The organism is Kitasatospora fiedleri, from assembly GCF_948472415.1.
GTDB classification, from domain to species: Bacteria; Actinomycetota; Actinomycetes; order Streptomycetales; family Streptomycetaceae; genus Kitasatospora; species Kitasatospora fiedleri.
The window spans coordinates 699,064-714,631 of sequence record NZ_OX419519.1 but is presented as its reverse complement, the minus strand read 5'-3'; the positions used below and the strand labels follow the sequence as shown (position 1 = coordinate 714,631).

General features: G+C 77.3%; 5 protein-coding genes and 4 pseudogenes. All 9 read left to right on the top strand.

What is annotated here, in order from left to right; all coding sequences use genetic code 11:
* Nucleotides 1-29 precede the first annotated feature (29 nt).
* On the top strand, nt 30-275 hold the full coding sequence (locus tag QMQ26_RS03610) for a phosphopantetheine-binding protein (protein WP_100834849.1): 246 nt from the start codon (nt 30-32) through the stop codon (nt 273-275).
* Nucleotides 276-345: 70 nt separating this feature from the next.
* Nucleotides 346-1,341: an ABC transporter substrate-binding protein gene (locus QMQ26_RS03605; protein WP_282204728.1), complete on the top strand. Its 996-nt coding sequence runs from the start codon at nt 346-348 to the stop codon at nt 1,339-1,341.
* 216 nt (nt 1,342-1,557) lie between these two features.
* Nucleotides 1,558-8,841 (top strand): non-ribosomal peptide synthetase, encoded by a 7,284-nt coding sequence (locus tag QMQ26_RS03600; RefSeq protein WP_282204727.1) that lies wholly within the window; start codon nt 1,558-1,560, stop codon nt 8,839-8,841.
* Nucleotides 8,842-9,069: 228 nt separating this feature from the next.
* A pseudogene (locus QMQ26_RS37920) lies at nt 9,070-9,447 on the top strand (phosphopantetheine-binding protein); the annotation flags it as partial.
* Between the two features lie 94 nt (nt 9,448-9,541).
* Nucleotides 9,542-10,168 (top strand): annotated as a pseudogene (locus tag QMQ26_RS37915) (condensation domain-containing protein); the annotation flags it as partial.
* 163 nt (nt 10,169-10,331) lie between these two features.
* A pseudogene (locus QMQ26_RS03595) lies at nt 10,332-11,729 on the top strand (amino acid adenylation domain-containing protein); the annotation flags it as partial.
* A gap of 59 nt (nt 11,730-11,788) precedes the next feature.
* Nucleotides 11,789-14,002 (top strand): condensation domain-containing protein, encoded by a 2,214-nt coding sequence (locus QMQ26_RS03590; RefSeq protein WP_282204726.1) that lies wholly within the window; start codon nt 11,789-11,791, stop codon nt 14,000-14,002.
* 56 nt (nt 14,003-14,058) lie between these two features.
* Complete coding sequence (locus tag QMQ26_RS03585) at nt 14,059-14,838, top strand: condensation domain-containing protein (RefSeq protein ID WP_282204725.1); 780 nt, start codon at nt 14,059-14,061, stop codon at nt 14,836-14,838.
* Nucleotides 14,839-14,870: 32 nt separating this feature from the next.
* Nucleotides 14,871-15,380 (top strand): annotated as a pseudogene (locus QMQ26_RS03580) (condensation domain-containing protein); the annotation flags it as partial.
* Nucleotides 15,381-15,568: the final 188 nt, after the last annotated feature.

Below are 15,568 nucleotides of genomic sequence, written 5' to 3'. Positions count from 1 at the left end.
CGCGTCACCTCCGGAACGGACCTCACGACATGACCGCCCCCGTCGGCTTCGACCCCGACACGCTGCGCGCCGAGATCGCCGACCTGCTCGGCGAGCGCCCCGAGGACATCCACGACGAGGACGACCTGCGCGACCTCGGCCTGGACTCGATGCGGGTGATGCACCTGGTCGAGACCTGGCGCGCCCGCGGCGCCCGGGTCGAGTTCGCCGACCTGGCCGACCTCGGCACCGCGCCCACCCTGCTGGCCTGGTCCGCGTACCTGACCCGTACCTGACCCGCGCCCGCGCACCACCCGCCGTACCCCGCTGTCCCCGCCGCCCGCACCACCCCCCGCTAGGAGAACCATGAACACCCGCGCCCTGACCTCCCGCACCGCCAGAGCGCTCGCCGCGGCCGCCGCCGTCGCGCTCGCCGCCACGGCCTGCGGCTCCAGCGGCGACAGTGGCAGCAAGGACGCCGCCCCGAGCGGCGGCGCCGTCAACAGCGCCGGCCCGGTCACCGTCGAGGCCACCAACGGCAAGATCACCGTCCCGGCGGACGTCAAGCGGATCGTCAGCATCTCGTACGCCACCGGCGCGCTGCTCGACCTGGGCGTGCAGCCGGTCGGCACCAGCACCATCGACGAGAACAACCCGATGGAGCTGCTGCCCTCGCAGACCGAGGCCGCCAAGAAGATCGAGCCGATCGGCTCCGGCATCGAGATCAACATCGAGAAGGTCGCCTCGCTGCGCCCGGACCTGATCATCGTCGAGGGCGCCACCGCGTTCGACTGGGGCGTCAGCAAGCTCGAAGGCATCGCCCCCACCCTGTACTTCGGCATCGACAAGCCGGTCGACCTGCTGAACGCGCAGGAGAAGATCGCCACCGCGGTCGGCAAGGAGGCGGAGTTCAAGAAGCTGAAGTCCGACTACGAGACCAAGGCCGCGAAGATCAAGACCGACTACGCGGACAAGCTCAACTCGACCAAGTGGACCATCGCCTCCTCCTACGGCGGCGGCGAGTTCCTGGTCGACACCGCCAGCTCCTGGGTCGGCCGGGTGCTGGCCGACGCGGGCGCGAAGTTCTCCCAGGCGTCCGCCGACACCACCGACCACGAGGTCACCTACTCGGTGGAGAAGCTCGACGTGCTCGCCGACGCCGACGTCATCCTGATCCCGAGGACGGCCGCCACCGGCGAGGTCCCGCAGGACACCAAGGACCTGGACAAGCAGCCGTCCTGGCAGAACCTCAAGGCGGTCAAGGCCGGCAAGGTCGTGCCGCTGACGTACGCCACCACCGACCGCTACGGCACCTCGATCGACGTCCTCGACCAGATCGAGACCATCCTCAAGGGCCAGTAGCACCGGCGCAGTCGGGCGGACCGCTTGCGGCAGCGGCCCGCCCGACGCGTCCCCCGCACCACCACCCCGCGCGCGAGCACCCCGTACGGGCCGCCCCCGCGCGGGCACCCCTCGCACCAGCACCACGCACGAGCACGACGCACGAGCACCACGCCGCGGCCCCGGCCCGCGCCCACACCGGGCCCGGCGGCCGCCGACACCGGGAAGGGCCGGACCATGGCTGGCACCACGACCACGCAGGCCGAGCACGGCGACCGGGAGGAGCTGACGGCCGCCCAGGCCGGCGTCCTCTCCGCGCAACGGATCGACCCCGGCAGCCCGGCCCACAACGTCGGCCAGTACGTCCGGATCGACGGCCCGCTCCAGCCCGACCTGCTCGAAGCCGCCCTCGCCCGCACCCTCGCCGAGTCCGACGGACTGCACCTGGCCGTCGCCGAGGGCACCGACCGGGCCCGCCGGCGCCGCTTCGACCCCGACGCCTGGACGCTCGCCCGGCTCGACACCAGCGCCGCCACCGACCCCGAGCAGGCCGCCGTCGACCTGGTCCGCCGCCAGCTCGCCCGCCCCGCCGACCTGGAGCGCGAGGCGCTGCACGGCGCGCTGCTGGTGCGCACCGGCGAGCAGCGGCACCTGTGGTTCCAGTGGTTCCACCACCTGGTGATCGACGGCTACGGCGTGGCCCTGTTCACCCGCCGGGTCGCCGAGGTGTACACCGCGCTGGTCGCCGGGGACGCCGTCCCGGACAGCCCGCTGCGGCCCGCCGCCGTCCTGCGCGAGGCCGAACGGGCCTACGCCCGGGGTGAGTCCGCGGCGGCCGACCGCGACTGGTGGCTGGCCCGCCACGCCGACCGCCCGGAGGTCCGCGCCCTCACCGAGCAGCAGGCCGCCGCCGCGCCCGCCGCGCTCCGCCACCGGATCACCCTGGACGCCGGGCGCACCGCCCCCGTGCTGGCCGCCGCCAAGGCCGCCCGGGCGACCTGGGCCGAGGCCGCGCACGCCGCCCTCGCCGCCTACCTGCACCGGATGACCGGCACCGCCGACCCGGTCCTCGGCCTGCACCTGATGGCCCGCACCGCGCCCGGCACCCCGCGGGTGGTCGGCATGGCCGTCAACATCCTGCCGCTGCGGCTGGCCGTCGACCCGGCCGACGGCTTCGACGCCCTGCTGCGCCGCTCGGCCGCCGAACTGAAGGACGTCCGGCGCCACCAGCTGTACCGGGGCGAGGAGTTGCGCCGCGCGCTCGGCCTGGTCGGCACCGACGGACGGCTGTACGGGCCGCTGCTCAACATCAAGCCCTTCGACCTCGACCTGGACTTCGCGGGCAGCCCTGGCCACACCGTCAACCTCGCGGCCGGCCCGGTCGACGACCTCTCGCTCTCCGTCGCCAAGACCCCCGACCACCGGCTCCAGCTGGAGTTCGACGCCAACCCGCTGCTCTACACCGAGGCCGAACTCGCCCTGCACGCAAGCCGGTTCACCGCCCTGCTGGAGCGCCTGGCGGCCGAGCCGCAGCGCCCGCTCGGCACCCTGGAACTGCTCGCCGACGAGGAGCGCGCGGACGTCCTGGAGCGCTGGAACGCCACCGCGCGGGAGGTGCCGCCCGGCACCCTGGCCGAGCGGATCGCCGCCCGGGTCGAACGCACCCCGGACGCCCCGGCCGTGACCGCCCCCGACGGCGAGCTGACGTACCGTCAACTCTGGCTCCGCGCAGGCGACCTGGCCGAGGAGCTGGCGGCGCACGGGGCCGGCCCGGACACCGTGGTCGCGGTCGCCGTGCCGCGCTCCACCGACCTGATGGTCGCCCTGCTGGGCGTGGAGCGGGCCGGCGCCGCCTACCTGCCGCTGGACACCGACCACCCCGCCGAGCGGCTGGCCGGCATGGTCGAGGACGCCGACCCGGTCCGCGTCCTCACCGTCGGCGCCGTCCTGGACCGGCTCCCGGCCGGGGCCCGCTCCCGCGCCCTGCTGCTCGACGCCCGCGAGCCCGACGCGCCCCGGGCCGCACCGGTGCCCGCCGGGCCCGACCACGCCGCCTACGTCATCTACACCTCCGGCTCCACCGGCCGCCCCAAGGGCGTCGTCGTCACCCACCGGGCCATCGCCAACCGCCTGGAGTGGATGCAGCACGCGTACCGGCTCACCGCCGACGACCGCGTCCTGCAGAAGACCCCGGCCGGGTTCGACGTCTCGGTCTGGGAGTTCTTCTGGGCCCTGTGCGAGGGCGCCACCGTCGTGCTGGCCCGCCCCGACGGCCACAAGGAGCCCGGCTACCTCGCCGACCTGATCACCGAACGGGCCGTCACCACCCTGCACTTCGTCCCCTCCATGCTGCGGGCCTTCCTGGAGGAGCCCGGCCTCGCCGCCCGCTGCGCCACCCTGCGCCGCGCCTTCTGCTCCGGCGAGGCGCTGCCCGCCGACACCGTCGAGCGCTGGTACGCCGCCCTCCCCGACGTCCCGCTGCACAACCTGTACGGCCCCACCGAGGCCGCCGTCGACGTCACCCACCACCGCACCGCCCCCGGCGCGGGCACCGTCCCGATCGGCCGCCCGGTCTGGAACACCCGCCTGTACGTGCTGGACGCCGCGCTGCGCCCCTGCCCGGTCGGCGTGCCCGGCGAGCTGTACCTGGCTGGCGTCCAGCTGGCCCGCGGCTACCTGGGCCGCCCCGGCCTGACCGCCGGCCGGTTCGTCGCCGACCCCTACGGCGGGCCCGGCGAGCGGATGTACCGCACCGGCGACCTGGTGCGCCACCGCCCCGACGGCGCGGTGGAGTACCTGGGCCGCACCGACGACCAGGTCAAGATCCGCGGCTTCCGGATCGAACTCGGCGAGGTCGAGGCCGCCCTCGCCGCCCTGCCCGGCGTCGACCAGGCCGCCGTCACGGTGCGCCAACTCCCCGGCGGCGCCCGGCAGCTGGTCGGCTACGTGGTGCCGCCCGCCGCCGACCCGCAGGCGCTGCGCGACCGGCTGGCGCTCACCCTGCCCGAGTACTTCGTCCCCGCCGTACTGGTCGGCCTGGACGCCCTGCCGCTGTCCGTCAACGGCAAGCTCGACCGCAAGGCGCTGCCCGCGCCGTCCGCCGACCCGGCCGGCCCGACCGCGCCGCGCACCGCCACCGAGCGCATCCTGGCCGCGCTGGTCGCCGAGGTCCTCGGCCTGCCGGTGGACCAGATCGGCGCCGACGACAACTTCTTCTCGCTCGGCGGCGACAGCATCTCCGCCATCCAGCTGGCCGGCCGGGCCCGGCACGCCGGGCTCGCCCTCACCCCGCGCACCGTCTTCGACCGGCGCACCGTCGCCCGGATCGCCACCGCGCTCACCCCGCTCGACGCCCCGGCGCCCGCCACCCCGGCCGCCCCCGCCGTCGACCGCGAGGGCCCGCTGCCCGCCACCCCCATCGGCGAGTGGCTGCGCCACCAGGGCGGCCCGATCGGCCGCTTCGGCCAGGCCGTCACGCTCACCGTCCCCGCCGGACTCGACCCGGACCGCCTCGCCGCCGCCCTCGACACCCTCACCGCCCACCACGACGCCCTCCGGCTGCGCCTGCACACCACCCCCGCCGCCACCCCCGGGACCGCGCCGGACTGGACGCTGGAGGTCCGGCCCGCCGCCGCCCTGCCCGGGGCCGAACTGCTGCGCCAGCTACGGGTCGAGGCCGCCGAGCTGACCTCCGCCGCCGAGGTCGAACGGGAGGCCGCCGCCGGCCGGCTCGACCCCGGGCTCGGCGTGCTGCTCCAGGCCGTCCACCTGGACGCCGGGCCCGAGCGGTCCGGGCTGCTGGTGCTGGTGGTGCACCACCTCGCCGTCGACGGCGTCTCCTGGCGCATCCTGCTGCCCGACCTGCGGGACGCCTACCAGGGCCGCCCGCTCGCCCCCGTGCCGACCTCGCCGCGGGCCTGGGCGCACGGCCTGGCCGACGCCGCCGCGAGCCCCGCCGTGCAGGCCGAACTCCCTTACTGGAAGCAGCAGTCCGCCCACCCGCAGGCCCCGCTGCTGGCCGAGGCGCCGCTCGACCCGCGCCGCGACACCGCCGCCCGCACCCGCCGGCTGCGGCTCACCCTGCCCGCCGGGCGCACCGCGCCGCTGCTCACCACCGTCCCCGCCGCCCGCCGGGCCGGCGTCGACCACGTCCTGCTGACCGGCCTCGCCCTGGCCGTGCAGGAACGCCGCCGCGCCCTGCACGGGGACGCCGCCGCCACCACCCTGCTGCTGCGCCTGGAGGGCCACGGCCGCGAGGACCAGCTCGTCCCCGGCGCCGACACCTCGCGCACCGTCGGCTGGCTGACCAGCGAGTTCCCGCTGCACCTCGACCTGGCCGGCCGCCAGGAGCCCGGCGCCGCGCTCGCCGAGGTCAAGGAGCGGCTCCGCGCCCTGCCCAACGCGGGCACCGGCTGGGGCCTGCTGCGCCACCTGGACGCCGCCGGGGCGCTCGCCCTCGCCGACGCCCCCGAGCCCCGGCTGCTCTTCAACTACCTGGGCCGGTTCGGCGCGAGCGGCGAGCCCTGGACGCCCGCCCCCGAGGCCGGGGACGCGATCACCGCCACCACCGACCCCGACCGGCCCTGCGGACACGCCCTGGAGATCGGTGCGTTCGTCCACGAGCGGGCCGACGGACCCGAGCTGACCGTCCACCTCACCTGGCCCGAGGCGCTGTTCGGCGAGGCCGAGGTCCGGGCGCTGGCCGAGGAGTGGTTCGACCGGCTGGACGCCCTCGCCCGGTGGGCGGCCCGCCCGGACGCCGCCGCGCCCACCCCCTCCGACGTGCCGCTCGCCCCCGTCGCCCAGGCCGACCTGGACGCCCTGGCCGCCCGCTACCCGGGCCTGGAGGACGTGCTGCCGCTCTCCCCGCTCCAGGAGGGCCTGCTCTTCCACGACCGGATGCTGCCCGCCGGCGACGACGCCACCTACACCTCGCTCACCTCGCTCGACCTGGACGGCCCGCTGGACCGCGCCGCCCTGGTGCGGGCCGTGGACACCGCCGTGGCCCGGCACGGCGCGCTGCGCGCCGCCTTCGCGCTCACCGCCGCCGGCGAGCCCGTGCAGGCCCTCGCCGCCCCGGCCCCCGTCCCGTGGACCGAGCACGACCTGTCCGGGCTCGACGCCGACCGGCAGGCCGCCGAGGCCGCCCGGATCGCCGACGAGCAGGCCGCCCGCCGCTTCGACCTGGCCCGGCCCCCGCTGGTGCGCTGCGCGCTGCTCGCGCTCGGCCCCGAGCGGCACCGGCTGCTGCTGACCCGCCACCACATCGTGATGGACGGCTGGTCCACGCCCGTGCTGCTGCGCGAGGTGCTGACCGCCTACCGGGGCGAGGAACTGCCCGCCGCCCCGCGCTGGGCCGACCACCTGGCCTGGCTGGCCGGACGCGACGCGGACGCCGACACCGCCGCCTGGCGCCGCGCCCTGGCCGGCCTGGAGGGCCCCACCCTGCTCGCCGACGCCCTGGGCGCGACCGCACCCGAGGAGGGCGCCGGGGCCGCCCGCGAACTGGAGCTGCCGATCCCGGCCGAGCTGGCCGCCGCGCTCACCGCCACCGCCCGCCGCCACGGCCTGACCCTCAACACCCTGGTGCAGGGCGCCTGGGCGATCCTGCTGGGCCGCCTCACCGGCCGCACCGACGTGGTGTTCGGCACCACCGTCTCCGGCCGCCCAGGCGAACTCCCGGGCGTGGAGGCCGCGGTGGGCCTGTTCAGCAACACCCTCCCGGTGCGCTGCACGCTCGACGAGGACGAGCCGGTCGCCGACGCGCTGGCCCGCCTCCAGCAGGCGCAGGCCGCGCTGCTCGACCACCAGTACCTGGGCCTGGCGCAGATCCAGGCCGCCGCCGGGCACGGCACCCTGTTCGACACCCTGCTGGTGTTCGAGAACTACCCGATGCGGCCCGGCGAACTGGCCGCCGGAGCGGTGCGCGTCGCGGGCATCGGCAACCGGGGCGCCACCCACTACCCGCTGACCGTCCTGGTGCTGCCCGGCGAGCGCCCGCAGCTGACCGTCGAGTACCGCCCCGACACCTTCGCCCCCGACCGGGCCGCCGCCCTCGGCGCCCGCCTGCTGCGCCTGCTCGCCGCCATCGCCGCCGAGCCCGGCACCCCCGTCGGCGCGCTGGAGGTGCTGACCGCCGAGGAGCGGCGCACCGCGTTGGACGCCTGGAACGCCACCGGCCGCCCGGTGCCCCCCGGCACCGTGGTCGACGCCTTCCGGGCCACCGCCGCCGCCCACCCCGACCGGACCGCCGTCGTGCACGGCGCCGAGCGGCTGACGTTCCGTCAACTCGCCGACCGGGTCGACACCTACGCCCGCCACCTGGCCGCGCTCGGCGCCCGCCCGGACACCGTGGTCGCCCTCGCCCTGCCGCGCTCCGCCGACCTGGTCGCCGCCCTGCTCGGCGTGCTCGCCGCCGGCGCCGCCTACCTGCCGGTCGACCTCGACCACCCGGACGAGCGGATCGCGCTGATGCTCGCCGACGCCGCCCCGCTGCTCACCCTCACCACCGCCGAACTCGCCGCCGAGCGACCCGCGCTGGCCGACGCCGAACTCGGCGCCGTCCCGCTCGCCGAACTCGGCACCCTGGACGCCGAACCCGTCCGCCCCGAGCCCGGCCACCTCGCCTACGTCATCCACACCTCCGGCTCCACCGGCCGCCCCAAGGGCGTGCAGGTCCCGCACCGCGGCCTGGCCAACCTGCTGGAGCACCACGGCGGCACCGTCTTCGCCCGGGCCGTCGCCGCCGCCGGCGGCCGCGTGCTGCGCGCCGCGCACACCGCCTCGTTCTCCTTCGACTCCTCCTGGGAGCAGCTGCTGTGGCTGCTGCTCGGCCACGAACTGCACGTCTACGGCGAGGAGTTGCGCCGCGACCCGCAGGCCCTCGCGGCCCGCCTGACGGCCGACCGGATCGACACCCTGGACGTCACCCCGTCCTTCGGCGCCCAGCTCGTCGAGTGGGGCCTGTTGGACGACCCGGCGCACCGCCCGCTGCTGTTCCTGGTCGGCGGCGAGGCCGTCGGCGACACCCTGTGGCGGCGCCTCCGGGCCACCCCCGGCGTGCTCGGCCACAACTTCTACGGCCCCACCGAGTACACCGTCGACACCCTCGGCGCCGACCTCGCCGACAGCCCGACCCCCTTCGTCGGCCGGCCGATCGGCAACACCCGCACCTACGTGCTGGACGCCCGGCTGCGCCCCGTCCCGCCCGGCACCCCCGGCGAGCTGTACGTCGCCGGGCCCGGCCTGGCCCGCGGCTACGGCAACCGGCCCGCGCTGACCGCGTCCCGCTTCGTCGCCGACCCGTACGGCGGGCCCGGCGAGCGGATGTACCGCACCGGCGACCTGGTCCGGCACCGCTCCGACGGCAGCCTGGACTACCTGGGCCGCGAGGACGACCAGGTCAAGATCCGCGGCTTCCGGGTCGAACCCGGCGAGGCCGAGGCCGCGCTCGCCGCGCTGCCCGGCGTCGCCCAGGCCGCCGTCGTGGTCCGCCCCGCCCCGGCGGCGCCAAGCGCCTGATCGGCTACGTCGTGCCCACCCCCGGCACCGACGCCGACCCCGCCGCGCTGCGCAAGGCGCTCGGCGAGGCGCTGCCCGAGTACCTGGTGCCCGCCGCGCTGGTCGTGCTGGCCGCGCTGCCGCTGAACGTCAACGGCAAGCTCGACCGCCAGGCGCTGCCCGAGCCCGGCGCCGACGCCTACGCCGCCCCGGCCGGCCGGGCCCGCGCGCACCGCGCGCGAACGGCTGGTGTGCGAGGCGTACGCCGAGGTGCTCGGCCTGCCCGCGGTCGGCGTCGACGAGGACTTCTTCGCCCTCGGCGGCCACTCGCTGCTCGCCACCCGGGTGGTCGGCCGGCTGCGCGCCGCGCTCGGCGTCGAGGTCGCCATCCGCGCCCTGTTCGAGGCCCGCACCCCCGCCGCGTTCGCCGCCCGGCTGGAGGACGCCGCCACCGGCTACGCCGCACTCACCGCCCGCCCGCGCCCCGAGCTGGTCCCGCTCGCCCCCGCGCAGGCCAGGCTCTGGTTCCTGGACCGCCTCCAGGGCCCGTCCACCGCCTACACCATCCCGTGCGCCCTGCGGATCGACGGCGAACTCGACGCCGACGCCCTGAAGGCCGCCTTCGGCGACGTGCTGGCCCGGCACGAGGCGCTGCGCACCGTCTGCGCCGAGCAGGACGGCCGCCCCCTACCAGCGCGTCCTGACCGCCGAGCAGGCCGGGGTGCCGTTCGAGGTCCGCCAGGTGGCCGGGCACCGGCTGGACGCCGAGACCGCCACCGCCGGCGCGCACGTCTTCGATCTGGCCGGGGAGATCCCGGTGCGCGCCGTGCTGCTCAGCGCCGGACCGCACCGCCACGTGCTGAGCGTGGCCCTGCACCACATCGCGGGCGACGAGTGGTCCGAGGGCGTGCTGCTGCGCGCGCGACCTGGACGCCGCGTACGCCGCCCGCCGGGCCGGGCGCGCCCCGAACTCCCGCCGCTGCCGCTCCAGTTCGCCGACCACACGCTGTGGCAGGCCGAACGGCCGATGCAGGAGCAGTCCGCGTACTGGGCCGAGCGGCTGGCCGGGCTGCCCGCCGAACTCGCGCTGCCCGCCGACCGCCCCCGCCCCGCCGAGGCCAGCGGGCGCGGCGGCGCCGTCCGGCTCGCCCTGCCGCGCCGAACTCCAGTCCCGGCTGGGCGAGTTCAGCCGCACCAGCGGCGCGACGCCGTTCATGGTGGTGCAGGCCGCCGCCGCCTGCTGCTGGGCCGGCTGGCCGGCACCGCCGACGTCGCGCTCGGCGCGCCGGTGGCCGGCCGCGGCGACGAGGCGCTGGAGCAGCTGGTCGGCTTCTTCGTCAACACCCTGGTGCTGCGCCACGACCTGAGCGGCGACCCGGCCTTCACCGAGCTGGTGGAGCGCGCCAGGGGACCGTGCTCGGCGCGCTCGCCCACCAGGAGCTGCCCTTCGACCGCCTGGTCGAACTGGTCAACCCCGAACGGAGCCTGGGCCGCCACCGCTGTTCCAGGTGATGGTGCAGTACCGCAAGGAGGCCGGCGGCCTGGACCGCCTGCTCGGCGCCCGCACCGCCCTGCTGCCCGACCCGGTGCACGCCGCCCGCTTCGACCTGGCGTTCACCTTCGTGGAGTCCGCCGACGGCACCCGCACCGACCTGACCGTCATCCACGCCGAGGACCTGTTCGACCGGGCCACCGCCCGCCTGTTCGGCACCCGCCTGCTGCGCGTCCTGGACCAGGCCCTGACCGACCCCCGGCAGCCGATCGGCCGGATCGAACCCACCTCCGCCGAGGAACTGCGCGGCCTGGCGGGGGAGTGGAACGCCACCGCCATCCCGGTCCGCGCGGGCACCCTGGTCACCCGGATCGCCGAACAGGTCGCCGCCACGCCCGACGCGGTCGCCGTCGACTTCGAGGGCGAACAGCTGACCTACCGTCAACTGTGGGATCGCGCAGGCACGTTGGCGGGCGCGCTGACCGCCCACGGCGCCGGACCGGACGCCGTGGTCGGCGTCGCCGTGCCGCGCTCCACCGACCTGATGGTCGCCCTGCTGGGCGTGGAGCGGGCCGGCGCCGCCTACCTGCCGCTGGACACCGAGTACCCGGCCGAACGCCTCGCGGGCATGATCGAGGACGCCCGCCCGGTCTGCGTGCTCACCCTGCCCGGTGCCACCGACGCCGTCCCGGCGGTGGACGGCGTCCCCGTCCTGCCGGTCGACGCCACCGGCCCGCAGGACGCCGTCCTCACCGAGCCCGGCCCCGACCACGCCGCCTACGTCATCTTCACCTCCGGCTCCACCGGCCGCCCCAAGGGCGTGGTCGTCACCCACCGGGCCATCGTCAACCGCCTGGAGTGGATGCGGGAGCTGTACGCGATCGGCGCCGCCGACCGCGTCCTGCAGAAGACCCCGGCCGGGTTCGACGTCTCGGTCTGGGAGTTCTTCCTCCCGCTGACCGTCGGCGCCCGCGTCGTGCTGGCCCGCCCCGGCAGCCACCGCGACCCCGCCCAACTGGCCGACCTGACCGCCCGCGCCGCCGTCACCACCTGCCACTTCGTGCCGTCCATGCTCGCCGCGTTCACCGCCGCCGCCGAGACCGACCCGGCCCTGCGCCGCCGGTTCGCCACCGTGCGACGGGTGTTCTGCTCCGGCGAGGCGCTGCCCGCCGCCGCCGTCGACCGCTTCCTGGCGCTCTGGCCGCAGATCGAACTGCACAACCTGTACGGCCCCACCGAGGCCGCCGTCGACGTCACCCACCACCGGGCCTGGGCCGGCGCGGGCACCGTCCCGATCGGCCGACCCGCCTGGAACACCCGCCTGCACGTGCTGGACGCCGCGCTGCGCCCCTGCCCGGTCGGCGTCCCCGGCGAGCTGTACCTGGCGGGCGTCCAGCTGGCCCGCGGCTACCTGGGCCGCCCCGGCCTGACCGCGAGCCGGTTCGTCGCCGACCCGTACGGCGGGCCCGGCGAGCGATGTACCGCACCGGCGACCTGGTGCGCCACCGGATCGACGGCAGCGTCGAGTACCTGGGCCGCACCGACGACCAGGTCAAGATCCGCGGCTTCCGGATCGAACTCGGCGAGGTCGAGGCCGCCCTCGCCGCCGTCCCCGGCATCGCCCAGGCGGCGGTCGCGGTCCGGCAGCTCGCCGGCGGCACCCGGCAACTGGTCGGGTACGTGGTGCCCGCCGCCGGCTCCGGCGCCACCGGCCACGGCGCGCGGACCGCGCTGGCCGCGACCCTGCCCGAGCACCTGGTGCCCGCCGTGGTGGTGGAACTCGCCGCCCTGCCGCTGTCCGTCAACGGCAAGCTCGACCGCAAGGCGCTGCCCGACCCCGGACGGCAGCCCGCCGGACCGGCCGCCGCCCCGACCGCCGTCCAGGCCGCCGCCCAGGCTCCGGCCCGGCGCGGGCCCTCCGCCTTCGCCCGGGTGTTCGCGGAGGTGCTGGGCCTGGCCGAGGTCGGCGAGGAGGAGAACTTCTTCGCGCTCGGCGGCGACAGCATCGTCTCGCTCCAGGTGGTCAGCCGGGCCAGGAACGCCGGGTACGCGATCACCACCAAGGACGTCTTCCAGCACCCGACGCCCGCCGCGCTGACCGCCGCGTTCGGCGGCGCCGCACCCGCCGAGCCCACCGAGCCCGCCGCGTCCGCCGCCCCGGCCGCCCCGGCCGAGGGCCCGGTGCCGCTGCTGCCCGTCGTGCACTGGCTGCGCGAACGCGGCGGCCCGGTCCGGCGGTTCAACCAGTCCGTGCTGCTCGCCGTCCCCGGCGGACTCGGCGAGCAGGCGCTGCGCACCGCGCTCGCCGCCCTGGTCGAGGCCCACCCCGCGCTGCGCACCGCGCTGGACGACACCGACGGCCTGTGGACCCAGCGGGTCCTCCCGCCCACCGCCGATCCCGCCCTGCTGCGCCGCGTCCCCGCCCCCGGCGGCCCCACCGCCGAACGGCTCACCGCCGAGGCCGACCGGGCCGCCGACGCCCTCGACCCGGCCGCCGGACGGATGCTGCGCGCCGTCTGGTTCGACGCGGGCGAACAGGCCGAGGGCCGACTGCTGCTGACCGTCCACCACCTCGCCGTGGACGGTGTCTCCTGGCGCATCCTGCTCCCACGCCTGGCCGCCGCCCACCGCGAGGCCGCCGCCGGCCGCCGCCCCGCCCTCGCCCCCGAACCCGTCGCCCTCCGCGACTGGGCCGCCCACCTGCACACCCACGCCCAGCAGCGCACCCGCCTCGCCGAGACCGCCCACTGGCGCACCGCGCTCACCGGCCCGCCCGGGCCGCTCGCCCACCTGGCCGCCGACCCGGCCCGCGACACCGCGGCCACCCTGCGCACCCTGCGCCGCACCCTGCCCGCCGACCGCACCGCCCCGCTGCTCGCCGTCCCCGGTACCGGCACCGACGAACTGCTGCTCGCCGCCCTCGTCCTGGGCCTGGCCCGCACCCGGCCCGACGCCGCCCCCGCGCTCCAGCTCGACCTGGAGGGCCACGGCCGCGGCGGCCACGACGGCCACACCCCCGACCTGTCCGGCACCGTCGGCTGGTTCACCACCGTCCACCCCGTCCGCCTCGACCTGGCCGGACTCGACCCCGCCGCCACCGCGGACGCGCTGGACCGGGTCCGGGAGCAGCTGCGCGCCGCCCCCGACAAGGGGCTCGGCCACGGCCTGCTGCGCCACCTCAACCCGCAGACCGCCCCGCTGCTGGCCGCCGCCCCGGCCTCCCCGGTGCTGTTCAACTACCGGGGCCGCACCGACCAGGCCGCCCCGTCGGCGGGCGGCTGGCCGCTCGCCCCGGCCCCCGACCGCGCGGCGGTCGCCGCCGGGGCCGGACCCGACCCGGCGGCCCCGGTCGGGTACCCGCTGGAGATCGACGCCGTGGTCGTCGCCGACCGAGACGGCCGGCCCGAGCTGGCGGTCGAACTGTCCTGGCCGCAGGCCCTGTTGACCGAGCCGGAGGCAGCCGGGATCGCCGACGCCTGGCTCGCCGCGCTGGACGCCCTCGGCGCCCTCGCCCTCGCCACCGCCGACCGCCAGGTCGGCACCGACGACACCGCCACCGACAGCAGCACCGGCACCGGCAGCGGCGGCAGCGCCGCCGTCCCGGCCGCGGCGAACCCGCCGCTGGTCACCCTCAAGCAGGCCCAGCTCGACCGGCTGGAGTCCAAGCTGCGCGGGCGCCGCCGCCGATGACCACCCCCGCGCCCCCCACCCACCCCTCCTCCGAGCCCAGGACTGAGAACCCCGCGATGAACGACTCCACCACCCCGCACGACGACCCGCAGGCGTCCGGCTCGACCGGTGCGACCGGTGCGGCCCCGTCGGACCTGGAGGACGTGTACCCGCTGTCCTCGCTCCAGGAGGGCCTGCTGTTCCACGCGCTGTACGACGACGCCGCGCGGGACGTGTACGTGGTGCAGTCGCACCTCGACCTGGCCGGGCCGGTCGAGGTGCCCCGGCTGGCCGCCGCCGTGGACGCGCTGCTGGAGCGGCACGCCAACCTGCGGGTCGGGTTCTGGTACGAGGACCCGCAGGACGTCCTGCAGTTCGTCCAGCGCACCGTGGAGACCCCGCTGCGGGTCGCCGACCTGGCCGGGCGCGGGCCGGACGCCGTGCAGCGGGAGATGGACGCGGACTGGCGGCACCCGTTCGAGCTGGACGCGCCGCCGCTGCTGCGCTTCGCCCTGCTGCGGCTGGGCGCCGACCGGCACCGGCTGGTGCTGACCTGCCACCACCTGCTGCTGGACGGCTGGTCGATGCCGATCGTGGTGCGCGAGCTGCTCGCGCTCTACCGGGGCGAGCAGCTGCCGCCGGTGCGCCCCTACCGGGACCACCTCGCGCTGCTGGCCACCCGGGACACCGCCGCCGCCGAGCGGGCCTGGGCGGCGGCCCTCGCCGGGTTCGACACCCCGCACCCGGTCGCCCCGGCGGTCGCCGGGGCGGGCGCGGTGGAGCCCGGGCTGATCGTCCGGCAGGCCGGGACCGAGCTGACCGCCCGGTTCGCCGCCGCCGTCCGCGCCCGGGACTGACCCTGGGCAACGTCGCGTACACGCTGTGGGGCGTGCTGGTCGGGGCGCTCACCGGCAGCACCGACACCGTGTTCGGCACCACCGTCTCCGGCCGCCCCGCCGACCTGCCGGGCGCGGAGGGCATGGTCGGCCTGTTCATCAACACCGTCCCCGTCCGGGTGCGCCCCGCCGCCGACGCCACCCTGGCCGCCGCCGCCGCGGAGGTGCAGTCCGCGCAGGCCGAGCTGATGGAGCACCAGCACCTCGGCCTGGCCGCGATCCAGCGCGCCGCCGGGGCGGACGGCGCCCTGTTCGACACCCTGCTGGTGGTGGAGAACTACCAGGGCGGCGGCGAGGCGCTGAAGACCGCGCTGGCCGGCACCGACGGCCCGACCGTCACCGCGCTCGGCGCCCGCGACGCCACCCACTACCCGCTCGGCCTGACCCTGCTGCCCGGCGCCGACCTGCGGCTCGAACTCGAGTACCGGCCCGACGTGTTCGACGCCGGGACGGTCACCACCGTCGCCGAGCGCTTCCTCGCCCTGGTCGAGCGCTTCGCCGCCGACCCGGACACCCCGCTGGCCCGCCTCGACCTGCTCACCGCCGCCGAACGCGCCGCGCTGCCCGCCGCCACCGCCGGCCCGCGCTGCCCGCCGTCCCGCCGCCGGGCGTCGACGCCCTGCTGCGCGAGCGCGCCGCCGAGGCCGCCGGGAGCGGCACCGCCGCCCGCGCCCTGGTCGGCCCCGCCCTC

Bases quoted from the DNA above. Each gene is read 5' to 3' on its own strand.
- QMQ26_RS03610 (WP_100834849.1), top strand. From the start codon at position 30: ATGACCGCCCCCGTCGGCTTCGACCCCGACACGCTGCGCGCCGAGATC.
- QMQ26_RS03605 (WP_282204728.1), top strand. From the start codon at position 346: ATGAACACCCGCGCCCTGACCTCCCGCACCGCCAGAGCGCTCGCCGCG.
- QMQ26_RS03590 (WP_282204726.1), top strand. From the start codon at position 11,789: ATGTACCGCACCGGCGACCTGGTGCGCCACCGGATCGACGGCAGCGTC.
- QMQ26_RS03600 (WP_282204727.1), top strand. From the start codon at position 1,558: ATGGCTGGCACCACGACCACGCAGGCCGAGCACGGCGACCGGGAGGAG.
- QMQ26_RS03585 (WP_282204725.1), top strand. From the start codon at position 14,059: ATGAACGACTCCACCACCCCGCACGACGACCCGCAGGCGTCCGGCTCG.